Annotated in this window: 12 protein-coding genes; 10 read left to right on the forward strand and 2 right to left on the reverse strand. The window is 62.7% G+C overall.

Annotation, left to right across the window (positions count from 1 at the left end):
- The first annotated feature begins 85 nt into the window (after nucleotides 1–85).
- The 10 genes from H3H51_RS01585 to H3H51_RS01630 all read left to right on the forward strand — a co-directional run bounded on the left by H3H51_RS01585 (nucleotide 86) and on the right by H3H51_RS01630 (nucleotide 10,952).
- Nucleotides 86–541 (forward strand): GNAT family N-acetyltransferase, encoded by a 456-nt coding sequence (locus H3H51_RS01585; protein WP_183087267.1) that lies wholly within the window; start codon nucleotides 86–88, stop codon nucleotides 539–541.
- Between the two features lie 108 nt (nucleotides 542–649).
- Nucleotides 650–1,309, forward strand: coding sequence for a DedA family protein (locus H3H51_RS01590; RefSeq protein WP_183087268.1), 660 nt, complete (start codon nucleotides 650–652; stop codon nucleotides 1,307–1,309).
- 4 nt (nucleotides 1,310–1,313) lie between these two features.
- Nucleotides 1,314–2,153 (forward strand): M90 family metallopeptidase, encoded by an 840-nt coding sequence (locus H3H51_RS01595; RefSeq protein WP_183087269.1) that lies wholly within the window; start codon nucleotides 1,314–1,316, stop codon nucleotides 2,151–2,153.
- Nucleotides 2,154–2,230: 77 nt separating this feature from the next.
- A complete protein-coding gene (ppa, locus tag H3H51_RS01600; RefSeq protein WP_183087270.1) occupies nucleotides 2,231–2,758 on the forward strand; it encodes an inorganic diphosphatase in 528 nt (175 codons plus the stop codon).
- Nucleotides 2,759–2,909: 151 nt separating this feature from the next.
- Nucleotides 2,910–5,288 (forward strand): EcoAI/FtnUII family type I restriction enzme subunit R, encoded by a 2,379-nt coding sequence (gene hsdR / locus H3H51_RS01605; protein ID WP_183087271.1) that lies wholly within the window; start codon nucleotides 2,910–2,912, stop codon nucleotides 5,286–5,288.
- A gap of 78 nt (nucleotides 5,289–5,366) precedes the next feature.
- On the forward strand, nucleotides 5,367–5,927 hold the full coding sequence (locus tag H3H51_RS01610) for a MarR family transcriptional regulator (RefSeq protein ID WP_328803608.1): 561 nt from the start codon (nucleotides 5,367–5,369) through the stop codon (nucleotides 5,925–5,927).
- Entirely contained in the window at nucleotides 5,917–6,642 is a 726-nt protein-coding gene (locus tag H3H51_RS01615) for a hypothetical protein (RefSeq protein WP_183087272.1), read from the forward strand. Before H3H51_RS01610 ends, H3H51_RS01615 begins: the two co-directional genes overlap by 11 nt.
- A gap of 11 nt (nucleotides 6,643–6,653) precedes the next feature.
- Complete coding sequence (locus tag H3H51_RS01620; RefSeq protein WP_183087273.1) at nucleotides 6,654–8,123, forward strand: type I restriction-modification system subunit M; 1,470 nt, start codon at nucleotides 6,654–6,656, stop codon at nucleotides 8,121–8,123.
- Nucleotides 8,120–9,823 (forward strand): restriction endonuclease subunit S, encoded by a 1,704-nt coding sequence (locus H3H51_RS01625; protein WP_183087274.1) that lies wholly within the window; start codon nucleotides 8,120–8,122, stop codon nucleotides 9,821–9,823. Before H3H51_RS01620 ends, H3H51_RS01625 begins: the two co-directional genes overlap by 4 nt.
- 37 nt (nucleotides 9,824–9,860) lie before the next feature.
- Entirely contained in the window at nucleotides 9,861–10,952 is a 1,092-nt protein-coding gene (locus tag H3H51_RS01630) for an endonuclease NucS domain-containing protein (protein ID WP_183087275.1), read from the forward strand.
- Between the two features lie 186 nt (nucleotides 10,953–11,138).
- On the opposite strand, the gene H3H51_RS01635 is transcribed toward H3H51_RS01630, so the two are convergent.
- A complete protein-coding gene (locus tag H3H51_RS01635; RefSeq protein ID WP_183087276.1) occupies nucleotides 11,139–12,053 on the reverse strand; it encodes a transglutaminase family protein in 915 nt (304 codons plus the stop codon).
- Nucleotides 12,050–14,557, reverse strand: coding sequence for a circularly permuted type 2 ATP-grasp protein (locus tag H3H51_RS01640; RefSeq protein ID WP_183087277.1), 2,508 nt, complete (start codon nucleotides 14,555–14,557; stop codon nucleotides 12,050–12,052). The genes H3H51_RS01635 and H3H51_RS01640 overlap by 4 nt, the downstream gene beginning before the upstream one ends.
- Nucleotides 14,558–14,581: the final 24 nt, after the last annotated feature.

The raw sequence follows: 14,581 nt of genomic DNA on the forward strand, positions 1-14,581 counted from the left end.
CAGCGGCTTTGGGCAGCATCGGACCTGACCACTGGCACAGCATCTGCAAGCCAGTCTTGCCATTCCACAGACCTCGAGGCCCGCCATGCGCATCGTCCAAGCCACCCTGGAGCACCTGGACCTGCTGACCCCGCTGTTCATCAAGTACCGAGAGTTCTACGGTGAGCTGCCCTTTCCGGATTCTTCGCGCAAGTTTCTCGAGACCCGCCTCAAGCGCAAGGAGTCGGTGATCTACCTGGCCCTGGCCGATGACGAGGACAAGGCCCTGGGTTACTGCCAGCTGTTCCCCAGCTACTCGTCGCTGTCGCTCAAGCGCGTGTGGATCCTCAACGACATCTTCGTCGCCGAGGACGCCCGCCGCATGCTGGTCGCCGACCGCCTGCTGCAAACCGCCAAGCAGATGGCCAAAAGCACCAATGCGGTGCGTATGCGCGTTGCTTCGAGCGTCAATTTCGAGACCGCGCACAAGACCTACGAGTCGATCGGCTTTCGCGAAGACACCGAGTTCAAGAACTTCGTCCTGCCGCTCACCGACGACTAAGCGCTTCCTCGCGTCGGCTGCCCAGCGCCTCAGCCGCTCGGCAGCCTTGATCGCCGCTGCCTGGCCCCGGCCGTTATACTGCGCGCCCGGAATCCAGCCTGGTGCGTAATGGAACACAACCTGCTCGACCTGATCCTCCACCTCGACAGCTACCTGAACCTGTTGGTCAGCAACTACGGCCCCTGGATCTACGCCATCCTGTTTCTGGTGATCTTCTGTGAAACCGGCCTGGTGGTGACGCCCTTCCTGCCCGGCGACTCGCTGCTGTTCATCGCCGGCGCCATGTGCGCCTCCGGCAGCATGGACCCGTTCGTTCTCGCCGGCCTGCTGATGGTCGCGGCCATCAGTGGCGACAGCCTCAACTACCTGGTCGGCCGCACCAGCGGCGAAAAGCTGTTCAAAAATCCCGACTCGAAGATCTTCCGCCGCGACTACCTGCAGCGCACCCACGACTTCTATGCGCGCCACGGCGGCAAGACCGTGACCCTGGCGCGCTTCCTGCCGATCCTGCGTACCTTCGCCCCGTTCGTCGCCGGCATGGCGAAGATGCCCTACCCGCGCTTCCTTGCCTTCAGCGTCGCCGGCACCCTGGTCTGGGTCGGCGGCCTGATCACCCTCGGTTACCACTTCGGCAACGTGCCCTTCATCAAGCAGAACCTCACCGTGATGATCATCGTCATCATCCTGCTGTCGCTGGTGCCGATGCTGGCGGCGGCGCTGCGCCACCGCTTTTCCGGCGAGCGCAGCCAAGCCAAGCAGGTCGGCTGAGCCCATGTGGTCGTTCCGCGCCTGGCGCCAGCGCCGCATCCTCGCCCGCGCGCCCTACAGCACGCTGCACTGGGCCACGGTGCGCCAGCGCCTGCCGATTCTCGACGGCCTCAGCGAAGCCGAAGAGCAGCGCCTGTTCCAGCGCGCCGTGCTGTTCCTGCACAAGAAACACCTGAGCCCGCTGCCCGGCGTGGAACTGAGCCTGGAAGACCGCCTGAGCCTGGCGACCCTGGCCGAACTGCCGCTGCTGCACCTGGCCGATCTCGACTGGTACCAGGGCTTCCATGAAATCGTTCTCTACCCCGACGACTTCCTCAGCCCACAGCGCCACCGCGACGCCAGTGGCGTCGAGCATGAGTGGGACGCCGAACACAGCGGCGAGGCCTGGCTACAAGGCCCGGTAATCCTGGCCTGGCCAGGTGTGCAGAGCAGCGGCGGCTGGGATGCCTACAACCTGGTGATCCACGAACTGGCGCACAAGCTGGACATGCTCAATGGCGACGCCAACGGCCTGCCACCGCTGCACCGCAGCATGCGCATCGAGGACTGGGCCAGCGCCATGCAAGGCGCCTACGACGCGCTGAACGCCATCCTCGACGCCAATCCCGAGGCAGAAACCGCCATCGATCCCTACGCCGCGGAAAACCCGGCAGAGTTCTTCGCGGTGACCAGCGAATACTTCTTCAGCGCCCCGGACCTGCTGGCCGAGGCCTTCCCGGCGGTCTACACGCAGCTGCAGGCCTTCTACCGCCAGGACCCGCTGGCGCGTCTGCAGCGCCTGCAAACCGAGCACACCGACTATCGGGGCCACCCCGGCGCTGCGCACGACACGACCAAAGGCTGAGCAACCGGGCGTAGTAACGCCCGCCGAATGTGCCTATAATCCGCCCACTTTTTTGGCCCAACCCTGGGGTGTCCACCATGAGCTACAGCAAAGTCCCGGCCGGCAAAGACGTGCCGAACGACATCTACGTCGCCATCGAGATTCCGGCCAACCACGCGCCGATCAAATACGAAATCGATCACGACACCGACTGCCTGTTCGTCGATCGTTTCATGGCCACCCCGATGTTCTACCCGGCCAACTACGGCTTCATCCCGCACACCCTGGCCGACGACGGCGACCCGCTCGACGTACTGGTCGTGACCCCGTATCCAGTCGCCCCGGGCTCGGTCATCCGCTGCCGTCCGGTTGGCGTGCTGAACATGAGCGACGAAGCCGGCGGCGACGCCAAGCTGATCGCCGTACCGCACGACAAGCTGAGCGTCATCTACAAAGACGTCCAGGAATACACAGACCTGCCCCCGCTGCTGATCGAGCAGATCAAGCACTTCTTCGAGAACTACAAGGATCTCGAGAAGGGCAAATGGGTCAAGGTCGAAGGCTGGGGCAACGCTGACGAAGCCCGTGATTACATTCTGAAGGCGGTTGCGGCTTACCAAAAATAAGCCAATACCACCCCCTGAAGGCCGGCCACAAGCCGGCCTTTTTATTGCCTGCGATTTGTCATGCCAGCGCCAGAAGGCACGCACCGAGGGCCGCGTGTAGAGCTTTCAGAGTCTGGTAAAGTCCACGGCGAGTCCCAGGGAAGCAGGAAGCATGGATAAGAAGTCGCTCTCCGAACGAGACATCTGCAGCAAGTACATCGCCCCAGCCATTCAGCAGGCCGGATGGGACATGCTCAAGCAGGTGCGCGAGGAGGTCAGTTTCACCAAGGGCCGCATCATCGTGCGCGGCAAGCTGCACAGCCGTGGCGAATCGCGCCGCGCCGACTTCATCCTCTACCACCAGGCCAACCTGCCGCTTGCCGTGATCGAGGCGAAGGACAACAAGCAGTCCGTGGGCTCCGGCATGCAGCAGGCCCTGGGCTATGCCGAGGCGCTGGATGTGCCCTTCGTGTTCTCCAGCAATGGCGATGGCTTTCTGTTCCACGATCGCACTGGCACCAGCGCCCAGGTAGAAACGGCACTCAGCCTCGACCAGTTCCCCAGCCCCGCAGAACTCTGGCAGCGCTACTGCCAGTGGAAAGGCCTGGATAACACCGCTCAGCAGCGCATCGAAGCGCCGTACTACGACGACGGCTCCGGGCGCATGCCGCGCTATTACCAGATGAACGCCATCAACCGCACCGTTGAGGCGGTAGCGCGGGGCCAGGACCGCGTGCTGCTGGTCATGGCTACCGGTACCGGCAAGACCTACACCGCCTTCCAGATCATCTGGCGGCTGTGGAAGTCGAAGCAGAAGAAACGCATCCTCTTCCTCGCTGACCGCAATATCCTGGTCAACCAGACCAAAACCGGTGACTTTAAGCCCTTCGGCCCGGCGATGACCAAAATCGCCAAGCGCCAGATCGACAAATCCTACGAAATCTACCTGTCGCTCTACCAGGCCGTAACCGGCGCCGAAGAAGAGATGAACGTCTACAAGCAGTTCACTCGCGACTTCTTCGACCTGATTGTGATCGACGAATGCCACCGTGGCAGCGCCGCCGAGGATTCCGCCTGGCGCGAGATTCTCGACTATTTCTCCAGCGCCACCCATGTCGGCCTCACCGCCACTCCGAAGGAAACCAAGGAGGTGTCCAGCATCACCTACTTCGGTGAGCCGGTGTACAGCTACACCTTGAAGCAGGGCATCGAGGACGGCTTCCTCGCCCCCTACAAAGTGGTGCGCATCGACTTCGACAAAGACCTGCAAGGCTGGCGCCCGCCCAAGGGCATGCTCGACAAGAATGGCGAGCTGATCGAAGACCGCATCTACAACCTCAAGGACATGGACCGCACCCTGGTCATCGAGGCACGCACCCAGTTGGTGGCGCAGAAGGTCACCGAGTTTCTCAAGGCTACCGACCCGTTCCAGAAGACCATCGTCTTCTGCGACGACATCAACCACGCCGAGCGCATGCGCCAGGCCCTGGTCAACCTAAACCCCGAGCGCGTGGCCGAGAACCGCAAGTACGTCATGCGCATCACCGGCGACGAACAGGAAGGCAAGGCCGAGCTGGAAAACTTCATCAACCCGGAACTGCGCTACCCGGTCATCGCCACCACCAGCAAGCTGATGACCACCGGCGTCGATGCGCAGACCTGCAAGCTGATCGTGCTCGACCAGCACATCAGGTCGATGACCGAGTTCAAGCAGATCATCGGTCGCGGCACCCGCATCAACGAAGACTTCGGCAAGTACTGGTTCACCATCATGGACTTCAAGAAGGCCACCGAGCTGTTTGCCGACCCGGCCTTCGATGGTGACCCGGTGGTAGTTTATGCGCCGGATGTGGATGACTCGCCCGTGCCACCGGACAGCCCGCTGGCAGATGAGGACGGCATCGTCGCCGGCACCGATGCTGAGGCCGACGACCTGGAGTTCACCGGCGAAGATGGCGGCAAGAAGCGCATCAAGTACGTCATCGACAACCTGCCGATCTACGTCATCGCCGAGCGCGTGCAGTACTACGGCCCGGATGGCCGGCTGATCACCGAGTCGCTGCACGACTACACCCGCGCCTGCGTGCACAAGCAGTTCACTTCGCTGGAGGATTTCCTGCGCCGCTGGAGCGATGCCGAGCAGAAGAAGGCCATCATCGATGAAATGGCCGCCCAGGGCGTGATGTGGGAAGCCCTGGCCGAGGAAGTGGAAAAGAAACAGGGCAAGCCGCTCGACCCGTTCGACCTGATCTGCCACGTCGCCTTCGACCAGCCGGCCCTGTCGCGCAAAGAGCGCGCCGAGCAGGTGAAGAAGCGCAACTACTTCGCCAAGTATTCCGGCGCTGCCCGCCAGGTGCTGGAGGCACTGCTCGACAAGTACGCCGACACCGGCATCGAGAGCATCGAAGACATGCAGATCCTCAGGATCGACCCGTTCAGCCAGATCGGCGCGCCCATCGAGCTGGTCAAGGCATTTGGCGGCAAACCCGGCTACCAGCAAGCGATTCATGAGCTGGAAGACCAGCTCTACAGCCGCGAGATAAGCGCCTGACCGGCGAGCGTTGACAGCAAACCGGCCGGGCCACCAGACTGTCCTTTGTCCATAGACAGTGGACGGAGACGATATTCCATGATGAAAGGCCAAGACATCCTGCTGCTGCTCAAGCTGGCCAGCCTGGAGAACCAGCAGCATTCTGCCGAACAAGCGGCCGAGCACTTCTCCATGCGTGCGCTGGAACAGTCCACCGGCATCAGCAAGTCCGAAGTCAGCAATGCGCTCAACCGCTGCATTGCTGCCGGCCTGGCCAAGCTGGAGCGCGGCAGCGGCATCCCGCGCACCAACACCCGCGCCCTCAACGAATTCCTCGGCCACGGCCTCAAGTACGTCTTCCCGGTTCGGCCGGGGCCGATCGTGCGCGGCCTGGCCACCGCGCATGCCGCGCCGGTGCTGGCCGGCCAGCTGCTGTCGGCTGGTGAACATATCCCGGTCTGGGAAGATGCCCAGGGCAGCGACATGGGCCAGGCCATCGAACCGCTGTTCAAGAGCGCGCCCAGTGCGGCGCGCCAGGATGCGGCGCTCTACGCCATGCTCGCCCTGGTGGACGCCATTCGCCTGGGAAACGAACGCGAAGCCAGCCTGGCCAGAACCCTGCTGGAGCAACAGCTGCGAGGCGCGTCCGATGGCCGCTGAGTGGCGCATCCAGGAGCAGATGCTGCAAACCGTGGCCGATGCCCTGGGGCCGGAGCTGCTGCGCCAGGTCGCCTTTGTCGGCGGCTGCACCACCGCGCTGCTGATTACCGATGCCTTCGCCCGCGAGGCGGTGCGCTTTACCGAGGATGTCGACGTCATCGTCCACGTCCTCGGCTACGGCAAATGGCAGCGCCTGCTCACCGAGCTGCGCCAGCGCGGTTTTCGCGAATCCCCGGATGACGAAATCATCTGCCGCATGCGCCTGCCCAATGCGCTGACCGGCCGTGATCTGCTGGTCGACTTCATGCCCGACGACGAAGACATCCTCAACTTCACCAACCGCTGGTACCGCGACGCCCTGCACAGCGCAGCCGATCACGCCCTGCCGTCCGGCACGCTGATCCGCGTCGTCACGCCCAGCTACTTTCTCGCCACCAAGCTGGAAGCCTATCGCGGCCGCGGGCGTAATGATCCGCTGGCCAGCCGCGATATCGAAGACATCCTCGCCGTGGTCGACGGCCGCGACAGCCTGCACGCCGAACTGGCCCAGGCCGAGCCGCCCCTGCGTCACTACATCGCCCAAGCCATCAGCGCGCTGCTCAGCCACCGCGACTTCGCTTACGCCGTGCAATCCGCCGCCCGCCAGCAGCAGGCACGCGAAGAACTCATTTTTCAGCGCCTGGAGGCCATCGCTGTGCCTCCGGCCCAGCAATAACGGAAACCCTTATGTCGATCAGTTCAACCATCAAATCCATCCAGGACATCATGCGCAAAGACGTCGGCGTCGATGGCGACGCCCAGCGCATCGGCCAGTTGGTCTGGCTGCTGTTCCTGAAGATCTTCGATGACCGCGAACAAGAGTGGGAGTTGATGGACGACAACTACCGCTCGCCCATCCCCGATAGCTGCCGCTGGCGCACCTGGGCTGCCGACCCGGAAGGCATGACCGGCGATGCGCTGAAGGACTTCATCGACAACAACCTGTTCCCCCAGCTGCAGAACCTGCACGAATACAGCAACACGCCGTCCGCCTTTGTGGTGCGCAGCGTGTTTGAAGACGCCTACAACTACATGAAGTCCGGCCAGCTGCTGCGCCAGGTGATCAACAAGATTCAGGAAGGCGTGGACTTCAACAAGGCCCAGGAGCGCCACGAGTTCGGCAACCTCTACGAGCAACTGCTGCGCGACCTGCAGAACGCAGGTAACGCTGGTGAGTTCTACACCCCGCGCCCGGTCACCGAATTTATGGTGCGCATGGTCGACCCCAAGCTGGACGAGAAGGTCATGGACCCGGCCTGCGGCACCGGTGGCTTTCTCACCTGCGCCATCGAGCACAAGCGCAGCCGCTATGTAAACACCGCCGAGGACGAACGCACTCTGCAAGCCAGCATCTTCGGCGTGGAGAAAAAGCCGCTGCCGCACCTGCTGGCCACCACCAACATGATCCTGCACGGCATCGAGGTGCCCAGCCAGATCCGCCACGACAACACCCTGAGCAAACCGCTGATCAGCTGGGGCCCGAGCGAGCGCGTGCACTGCATCGTCGCCAACCCGCCGTTCGGCGGCATGGAAGAAGACGGCATCGAAACCAACTTCCCCGCCGCCTTCCGCACCCGCGAAACCGCCGACCTGTTTCTGGTGCTGATCATGCACCTGCTCAAGGATGGCGGCCGCGCCGCCGTGGTGCTGCCCGATGGCTTCCTGTTCGGCGAAGGCATCAAAAGCCGCATCAAGGAAAAGCTGCTGACCGAGTGCAACCTGCACACCATCGTTCGCCTGCCCAACGGCGTGTTCAACCCCTACACAGGCATCAAGACCAACCTGCTGTTCTTCACCAAGGGCACGCCGACCAAACAGGTGTGGTTCTACGAGCACCAGTACCCAGCCGGTGTGAAGAACTACTCCAAGACCCGCCCCATGCGTATCGAAGAATTTGCCGTGGAACAAGCCTGGTGGGGCAACGAGGGCGATGGCTTTGCCGCGCGGGTGGAACACGAATACGCCTGGAAGATCAGCGTCGAAGAGCTGCAAGCACGCAACTGGAACCTGGACTGCAAGAACCCGCATATTGGCGAACAAGTCAGCCACGACCCGGACGAGTTGCTGCGTAACTACGCCACGCTGCAGGGCGAAATCAGCGACCTGCGCGATCAGCTCAAGGCGGTGCTGGCGGAAGCCCTGGAGCACCAGGCATGACGGCGTTGCTCACCGACAACCTACCGCTGCTGGCCGGTGCGCCGAATGGCATCAAGAAGCTGCGCGAGCTGATTCTTGAGCTGGCGGTGCGCGGCAAATTGGTGCCGCAAAATCCCAGTGATGAGCCGGCCAGTGAGTTGCTCAAGCGGATTGCCGAGGAAAAGGCGCGATTGGTGGCGGAAGGGAAGCTCAGGAAACAGAAACCTTTGCCTGAGATTTCCGAACAAGAGCAACTATTTGAACTCCCCCCTGAATGGAAGTGGGTAAGGCTTGGAGAGATCCAAACATTTACAAATGGCTATGCCTTTAAAAGCCATGACTTCCAAGAGGAAGGAGTTGGCGTAATTCGAATAGGCGATGTGAAGCGAGAAGGCTTTATCTCCACTGATGGAATGGTCAGATTCCCAAGGGAGAAGCTATCTGAAATTGATAGCCGATACTTTGTTGAACCTAGCGAACTTGTGATCTCAATGACTGGAGATGTGAAACTGGCATTTAACCGGTCAAGCGAGAGCTTTTTGCTTAATCAACGAGTGGGAAAGATAACTCTCCATCAGGTGTCAGCCCAGTACATCTGCATGCTTCTTGTTACTCAGGCCCAAGAGAAGATTGAACAAGCATCAGGATCAGTCATATCGAATGTAAGCACCGAGGAAATTAATAACTCTGTAGTTAGTCTTCCGCCGCTCGCCGAACAACACCGCATCGTTGCCAAAGTCGATGAGCTGATGGCCCTGTGCGACCGCCTGGAAGCCCAGCAGGCATACGCCGAAAACGCCCACGCCCAACTGGTGCAAGCGCTGCTCGACAGCCTGACCCAAGCCAGCGACGCCACCGACTTCGCCACCAACTGGCAACGCCTGGCTGAACACTTCCACACCCTCTTCACCACCGAACCCAGCATCGACGCCCTCAAGCAAACCCTGCTGCAACTGGCCGTGATGGGCAAACTGGTGCCGCAAGATCCGAGCGATGAGCCGGCCAGTGAGTTGCTCAAGCGCATTGCCGAAGAAAAGGTTCGGCTATTTGCTGAGGGGAAAATCAAGAAGCAGAAGGCGAAGGCTGAAGTTGCCGAAGAGGAAAAACCGTTTGAACTTCCAGATACGTGGGAGTGGGTGCGCCTTGGGGAGATATTATCTTTAACATCAGGGAAAGGCTTTAAAGCGGAAGAGTACTCACTTCATGGCGCTAGGCTTTTTCAAATAGCAAACGTAAGTCTTGGGCATACAAAGTGGGAAATTGAAAATTTCCTCCCGGAAAATTATCTCAATGAATACCCAGAGCTTGTACTCAAAGATGGTGACGTCCTAATAGCACTTAATAGGCCATTGCTTAATGGCAAGATGAAGGTTTGCATTATCTCTGAAGAAGATCTTCCTGCGATTTTGTATCAGAGAGTTGGAAGGTTTAGCTTCTACGACTCATCCGTTGAGTCTAAGTATTTTTATTACTATCTGCAGTCCCACTTATTCATTGGCAAACTGAATGAGAGCCTACAAGGATCTGACCAGCCGTTCATCAACCAATCCCAGGTTGTTGAGTTCCTTTTTTCTTGGCCGCCTCTAGCCGAACAACACCGCATTGTCGCCAAAGTCGATCAGCTAATGGCCCTCTGCGACCAACTCAAAACCCACCTAACCCAGGCCCGCCAACTCAACGAACAACTGGCCAGCACCCTGGTCGAGCAGGCGGTCGCCTAGGCGCAGCCTGCACAGCATTTGAGCCAAGGACATAGCCATGCCCATCAAGACGCAAATCTGGACGGTAGGCGGCCAACCCGGCCAGCTGAGTGAGTGCATCCTGCCCAGCGAGCAGTTGCTGGAAGACATGATCGTGACGGCGCCACGGCTGCTGTCGGAGGAGTGGATGCTGATTGGCCGCCAGGAAAGCACCGGGCTGGGTGGGCGGATCGATCTGCTGGCCATCGCGCCGGATGCATCCCTGGTGCTGATCGAGCTCAAGCGTGACCGAACGCCGCGTGATGTGGTGGCGCAGGCGCTGGACTATGCCTCGTGGGTGGAGAAACTGGCCGCCGAGGATATTGCCGCCATCTACAAACGCTATCGTCAGAATGCCGACTTGGCGGCGGACTTTCAGGCCTACTTCGGCCTGCCGCTGGATGAGGAGGCGCTCAACCAGAGCCACCAGATCATCATCGTCGCGTCCGGGCTGGATGCCAGCACCGAGCGCATTGTGGCCTACCTCAGCGAGCGCGATATCGCCATCAACGTGCTGTGCTTTCAGGTGTTCCAGCAGGGTGAGCAACTGCTGATCAGCCGCTCCTGGCTGCTCGACCCGGTGGAAACCCAGGCCAATGCCAGCAACACCCACAGCGACGGTCCGAGTGAGCCGTGGAATGGTGAGTTTTATTGTTCCTTTGGCGATCTCGAACAACGCTCCTGGGCGGATGCCGTGGCGTTCGGTTTTATCTGTGGCGGTGGCGGCACCTGGTACAGCAACAGCCTGAGGATGCTCGCGCCCGGCGACCGGGTGTGGGTCAATATTCCGCAGCAGGGCTATGTCGGCGTAGGCCGGGTCACGGGCCTGGCCACCGCTGCAGCTGACTTCACCGTGCAACTGAACGGCCTGGATGTGCCGGTACTGCAAGCGGCTACACGCGGCAACTACCACGCCGAGCACGTCAACGACCCGGAGCTGTGCGAATACTTTGTGGCGGTGGAATGGCTGCAAACCGTGCCGGTCGAGCAGGCAATCAAGGAAGTCGGCCTGTTCGGCAACCAGAACACCGTCTGCCGCCCAACTACGCCCAAGTGGCGCTGGACGATTGAGCGGCTGAAAGCGCGATTCCCGTTATTCGACAGAAGCTGAGCGCACGGCGGCAGGCTCCTGGCTTTGTCCCCTCGCCCTCCGGGAGAGGGTTGGGAGGAGGAGCGTTGGGCAACAGTTATTTCGAGTGGCCGGGGATTCCCTCATCCCCGGCCCTTCTCCCAAAGGGAGAAGGGAGGCAAGCCCCATCAGTTGGGCAGGGCCGAGCTTGGGGCTGGCTTCGACGACTCAGCCAACAGACTGCAGCGACTCACCCAGCGGCATCACCGTTACCCGCACGTCCGGGTCGTGGGTGCCGCCGCCGAGGATCACCCCGTGCAGGGGCGACACGTCGGCGAAGTCGCGACCCCAGCCGAGAGTGATGTGCTCCAGCGCCGGCAGCAGGTTGTTGGTCGGGTCGAAGTCGACCCAGCCCTGACGCGGGCAGTACACGGCGAGCCAGGCGTGCGAGGCGTCCGCGCCGATCAGCCGGGGCTGGCCGGGTGGCGGCTGGGTCAGCAGGTAGCCGCTGACGTAGCGCGCCGCCAGGCCGCGCGAGCGCAGACAGGCGAGCATCAGGTGGGCGAAGTCCTGGCACACCCCGCGACGCTCTTCCAGCACCTGCAGCAGTGGCGTCGCCACCTGGGTGGCTTCGTCGTCGAAGGTGAATTCGTCGAAGATCTTCTGCATCAGTGCGCGCACCGCCACCAGCAACGGCCGCCCTGGCGGGAAGCAGTCGGCGGCGAACGCGGCGAAGGCCTGCTTGAGGTGCACATAGGGCGACTGGAAGCGGTAGCGCGTGGCCTCCAGCACTTCGGCGCTGAGTGGCTGGCCGGAGTAACGCAACGCCGTGCAGGCGTCTTCCCAGGCGGGTGAGTCCGCCAGGTCTAAGTTGGGCCGGGCCAGCACGTCGATGCGCAGGCGCGCGCTGACCCGCAGCTCGTCATGTGGGCACTCGAAGGCCAGGCGGGTCAGCGGGTTGCCGTACACGTCCACGCCATCCTGGCGCTTGGTCGGCTGTGGGCTGACGTGCAACTGGCGCTCGCCGCAGCGCTGCCAGGCGCACTCGCGCGGCCACAGGTGGGCCAACTGCTGGGCCAGGGATACCGGCGCCGAGTAGCGGTAGTGGGTGTCGTGGATGATCTGGTAGGAAGCGAACGTCATGACGAGAGTGTCCGCTGGCTGGCGTCTACGTGCACGAAAAAGCGCAGTGCCAGTTGATCGGAAACCTGCCCGGCGCCGTCGACGATCTGCAGCAGCAGGTCAGCCAGGCCACCGAGCACGGCGCGGATGCCGGACTGGCCGAACAGCGGGTTTTCCAGGCTGCCGAGGTTGAAGGCGGACAACTTGCGCTCCAGTTCGGGCAGGCGACTGTTGCTGACAAAATCGAAGCTCTCGTGCAGGCGACGCAGCGAGCGCAGCAGCATGCGCAGCTGGAAGATCACCGAATGCGGGTTCTGTTCGTCGAGCAGCAGCAGGTCGAGCACCGGGATCAGCTGTGCCGAGGCCAGGTAGCGGGTGCGGTAGGTGATGCTGCTGTTGCCCAGTTCCAGCAGCCACTCCAGTGCAGACTGGTCACGTACGGCCAGGCTGCGGAGGAATTCGGCGATGCTTTCGGCGAGGAACTGCAGGCGTTCGATGCAGCGACCAAGCATGAGGAAGCGCCAGCCATCGTCGCGGGTCATGTCATCGAGGGCGAAACCCGCCAGCGCCGCCAGCGACATCAGCAGGCGGTTGAGAAACTCCAGCTGGTCGCCGAAATCGGCTTGCTGCGCCTCCAGGCTCTGCGCCTCGCGCTGCAATTCGAGCAGAGCCTGCCAGTTGGCCTGGGACAGCTTGCCGCGCACGCTGCCGGCAGACCACTGCAGGCGCTGCAGGTTGGCACGCAGGCTGGCCGGCCACTCCTCGCCGAGCAGGGCTTCCTGCAGACGCTCCTCCAGCTCACCGCTGCCGGCGTCCGGCAACAGGCCGAGGCGCTCGCCCAGGGCCAGGGCGGTCTGCAGGGCCTGCGGGTCATCGTCATCATCGACATAGCGCGCCAGCATGATGCGCAGCAGGCGCGCGCCGTCTTCGCAGCGCGAACTGTAGCGACCGAACCAAAACAGGTTTTCCACCACCCGCGACGGCAGGAAGGGGTCGCTGCGTACCAGGTCGGCCACGCCCAACGGTCGCAACCACTGCCAGGGCTCACCACCGGCATGCCGCTCACCAAGCACCCAGGTGTCCTTGCTGGCGCCGCCGCGCTGCATCGACACCACTTCGGCGTCGGCATCGGCGGCCACGCGGGTCAGGCCGCCGGGCATTACCCGGTAACCGTCGGCACTGGCCACGGCGAATACACGCATGCCAATCGCCCGTGGTTGCAGGCGACCGGCTTCGCCACTGCCCTCGTCGGCCTGCCAGATCGGCGCCTGCGATAGCTGCGCCAGGGCCTGGGCGACATAGGCGTAGGGGCGCGCCCGCAGACGCTCGGCCAGTTCCTCGCGCTGGGCGGTATCGAGGTTGCGACCGAACAGCGGGGCAAAACTTTGCGACGGGAAGCTCGGCCGCACCAGCAGCTCATCGAGCTTTTCCAGGGCCTCGTCCAGCACCGGCGGCTCGCCGCACCACCAGCTGGCGATGGACGGCAGCAGCAGTTCCTCGCCGAGCAGTTTCTCGCTGATCGCCGGCAGGAAACCCGGCAACCCCGGCGACTCCAGCACGCCACTGCCGAGGGCGTTGGCCACCAGCACGCGACCCTGGCGCACCGCTTCGAGCAGGCCGGGCACGCCGAGGGCGGAGTCGGTACGCAGCTCCAGCGGGTCGCAGAAGTCATCATCCAGGCGGCGCAGCACCGCATGCACGCGGCGCAGGCCGGCCAGGGTCTTGAGGTAGACGGTGGCGTCGCGCACGGTCAGGTCGCTGCCTTCCACCAGCGGATAACCGAGCTGGCGCGCCAGGTACAGGTGTTCGAAATAGCTTTCGTTGAAGCGCCCCGGGGTCAGCAGCACCACCAGCGGCGTCTCGCCTTCGGCCGGGGCCTGGCGTGCCAGGGTGTCCTGCAGGGTGCGGAAGAAGCCGCCGAGGTACTGCACGCGCAGGTCGCGGTACAGCTCGGGAAAGGCGCGCGAGATGATCTGCCGGTTCTCCAGCGCATAACCGGCGCCCGAGGGCGCCTGGGTGCGGTCGGCGGTGACCCACCAGCGGCCGTCCGGCGCACGCGCCAGGTCCACCGCATACAGGTGCAGGAAGGTGCCGCCCGGTGGCTGCACGCCCTGGCACGGCCAGAGAAAATTGTCGTGACCGAAGACCAGCTCGGGCGGCAGCAGGCCATCGGCGATCAGCTGCTGCGGGCCATAGAGGTCGGCCAGCACGCTGTTCAGCAGGCCGGCACGCTGGGCCACGCCGGCGGCGATCTGTTGCCACTCCTCGACCGGGATCAGGTTGGGTAGCAGGTCCAGCTCCCACGGCCGATCGGCGCCGTCCGGGTTGGCGTAGACGTTGTAGGTCACGCCGTTTTCCTGGATCTGCCGGGTCAGCAGGTCCTGGCGCTGCTGCAATTGCGCCGGGCTGCTGCGCTGCAACTGGTCGAACAGGCGACGCCAATGCGGGCGCACGCCGCCCTTGGCATCGAGCAGTTCGTGATAAGCCGCATCGGGGTGCGGGTAGTCGGCAAGCAGGTCAGACATGGCAGGCTCGGTAATAGGCACTGG

The organism is Aquipseudomonas ullengensis (assembly GCF_014174475.1).
Classification (GTDB): domain Bacteria; phylum Pseudomonadota; class Gammaproteobacteria; order Pseudomonadales; family Pseudomonadaceae; genus Aquipseudomonas; species Aquipseudomonas ullengensis.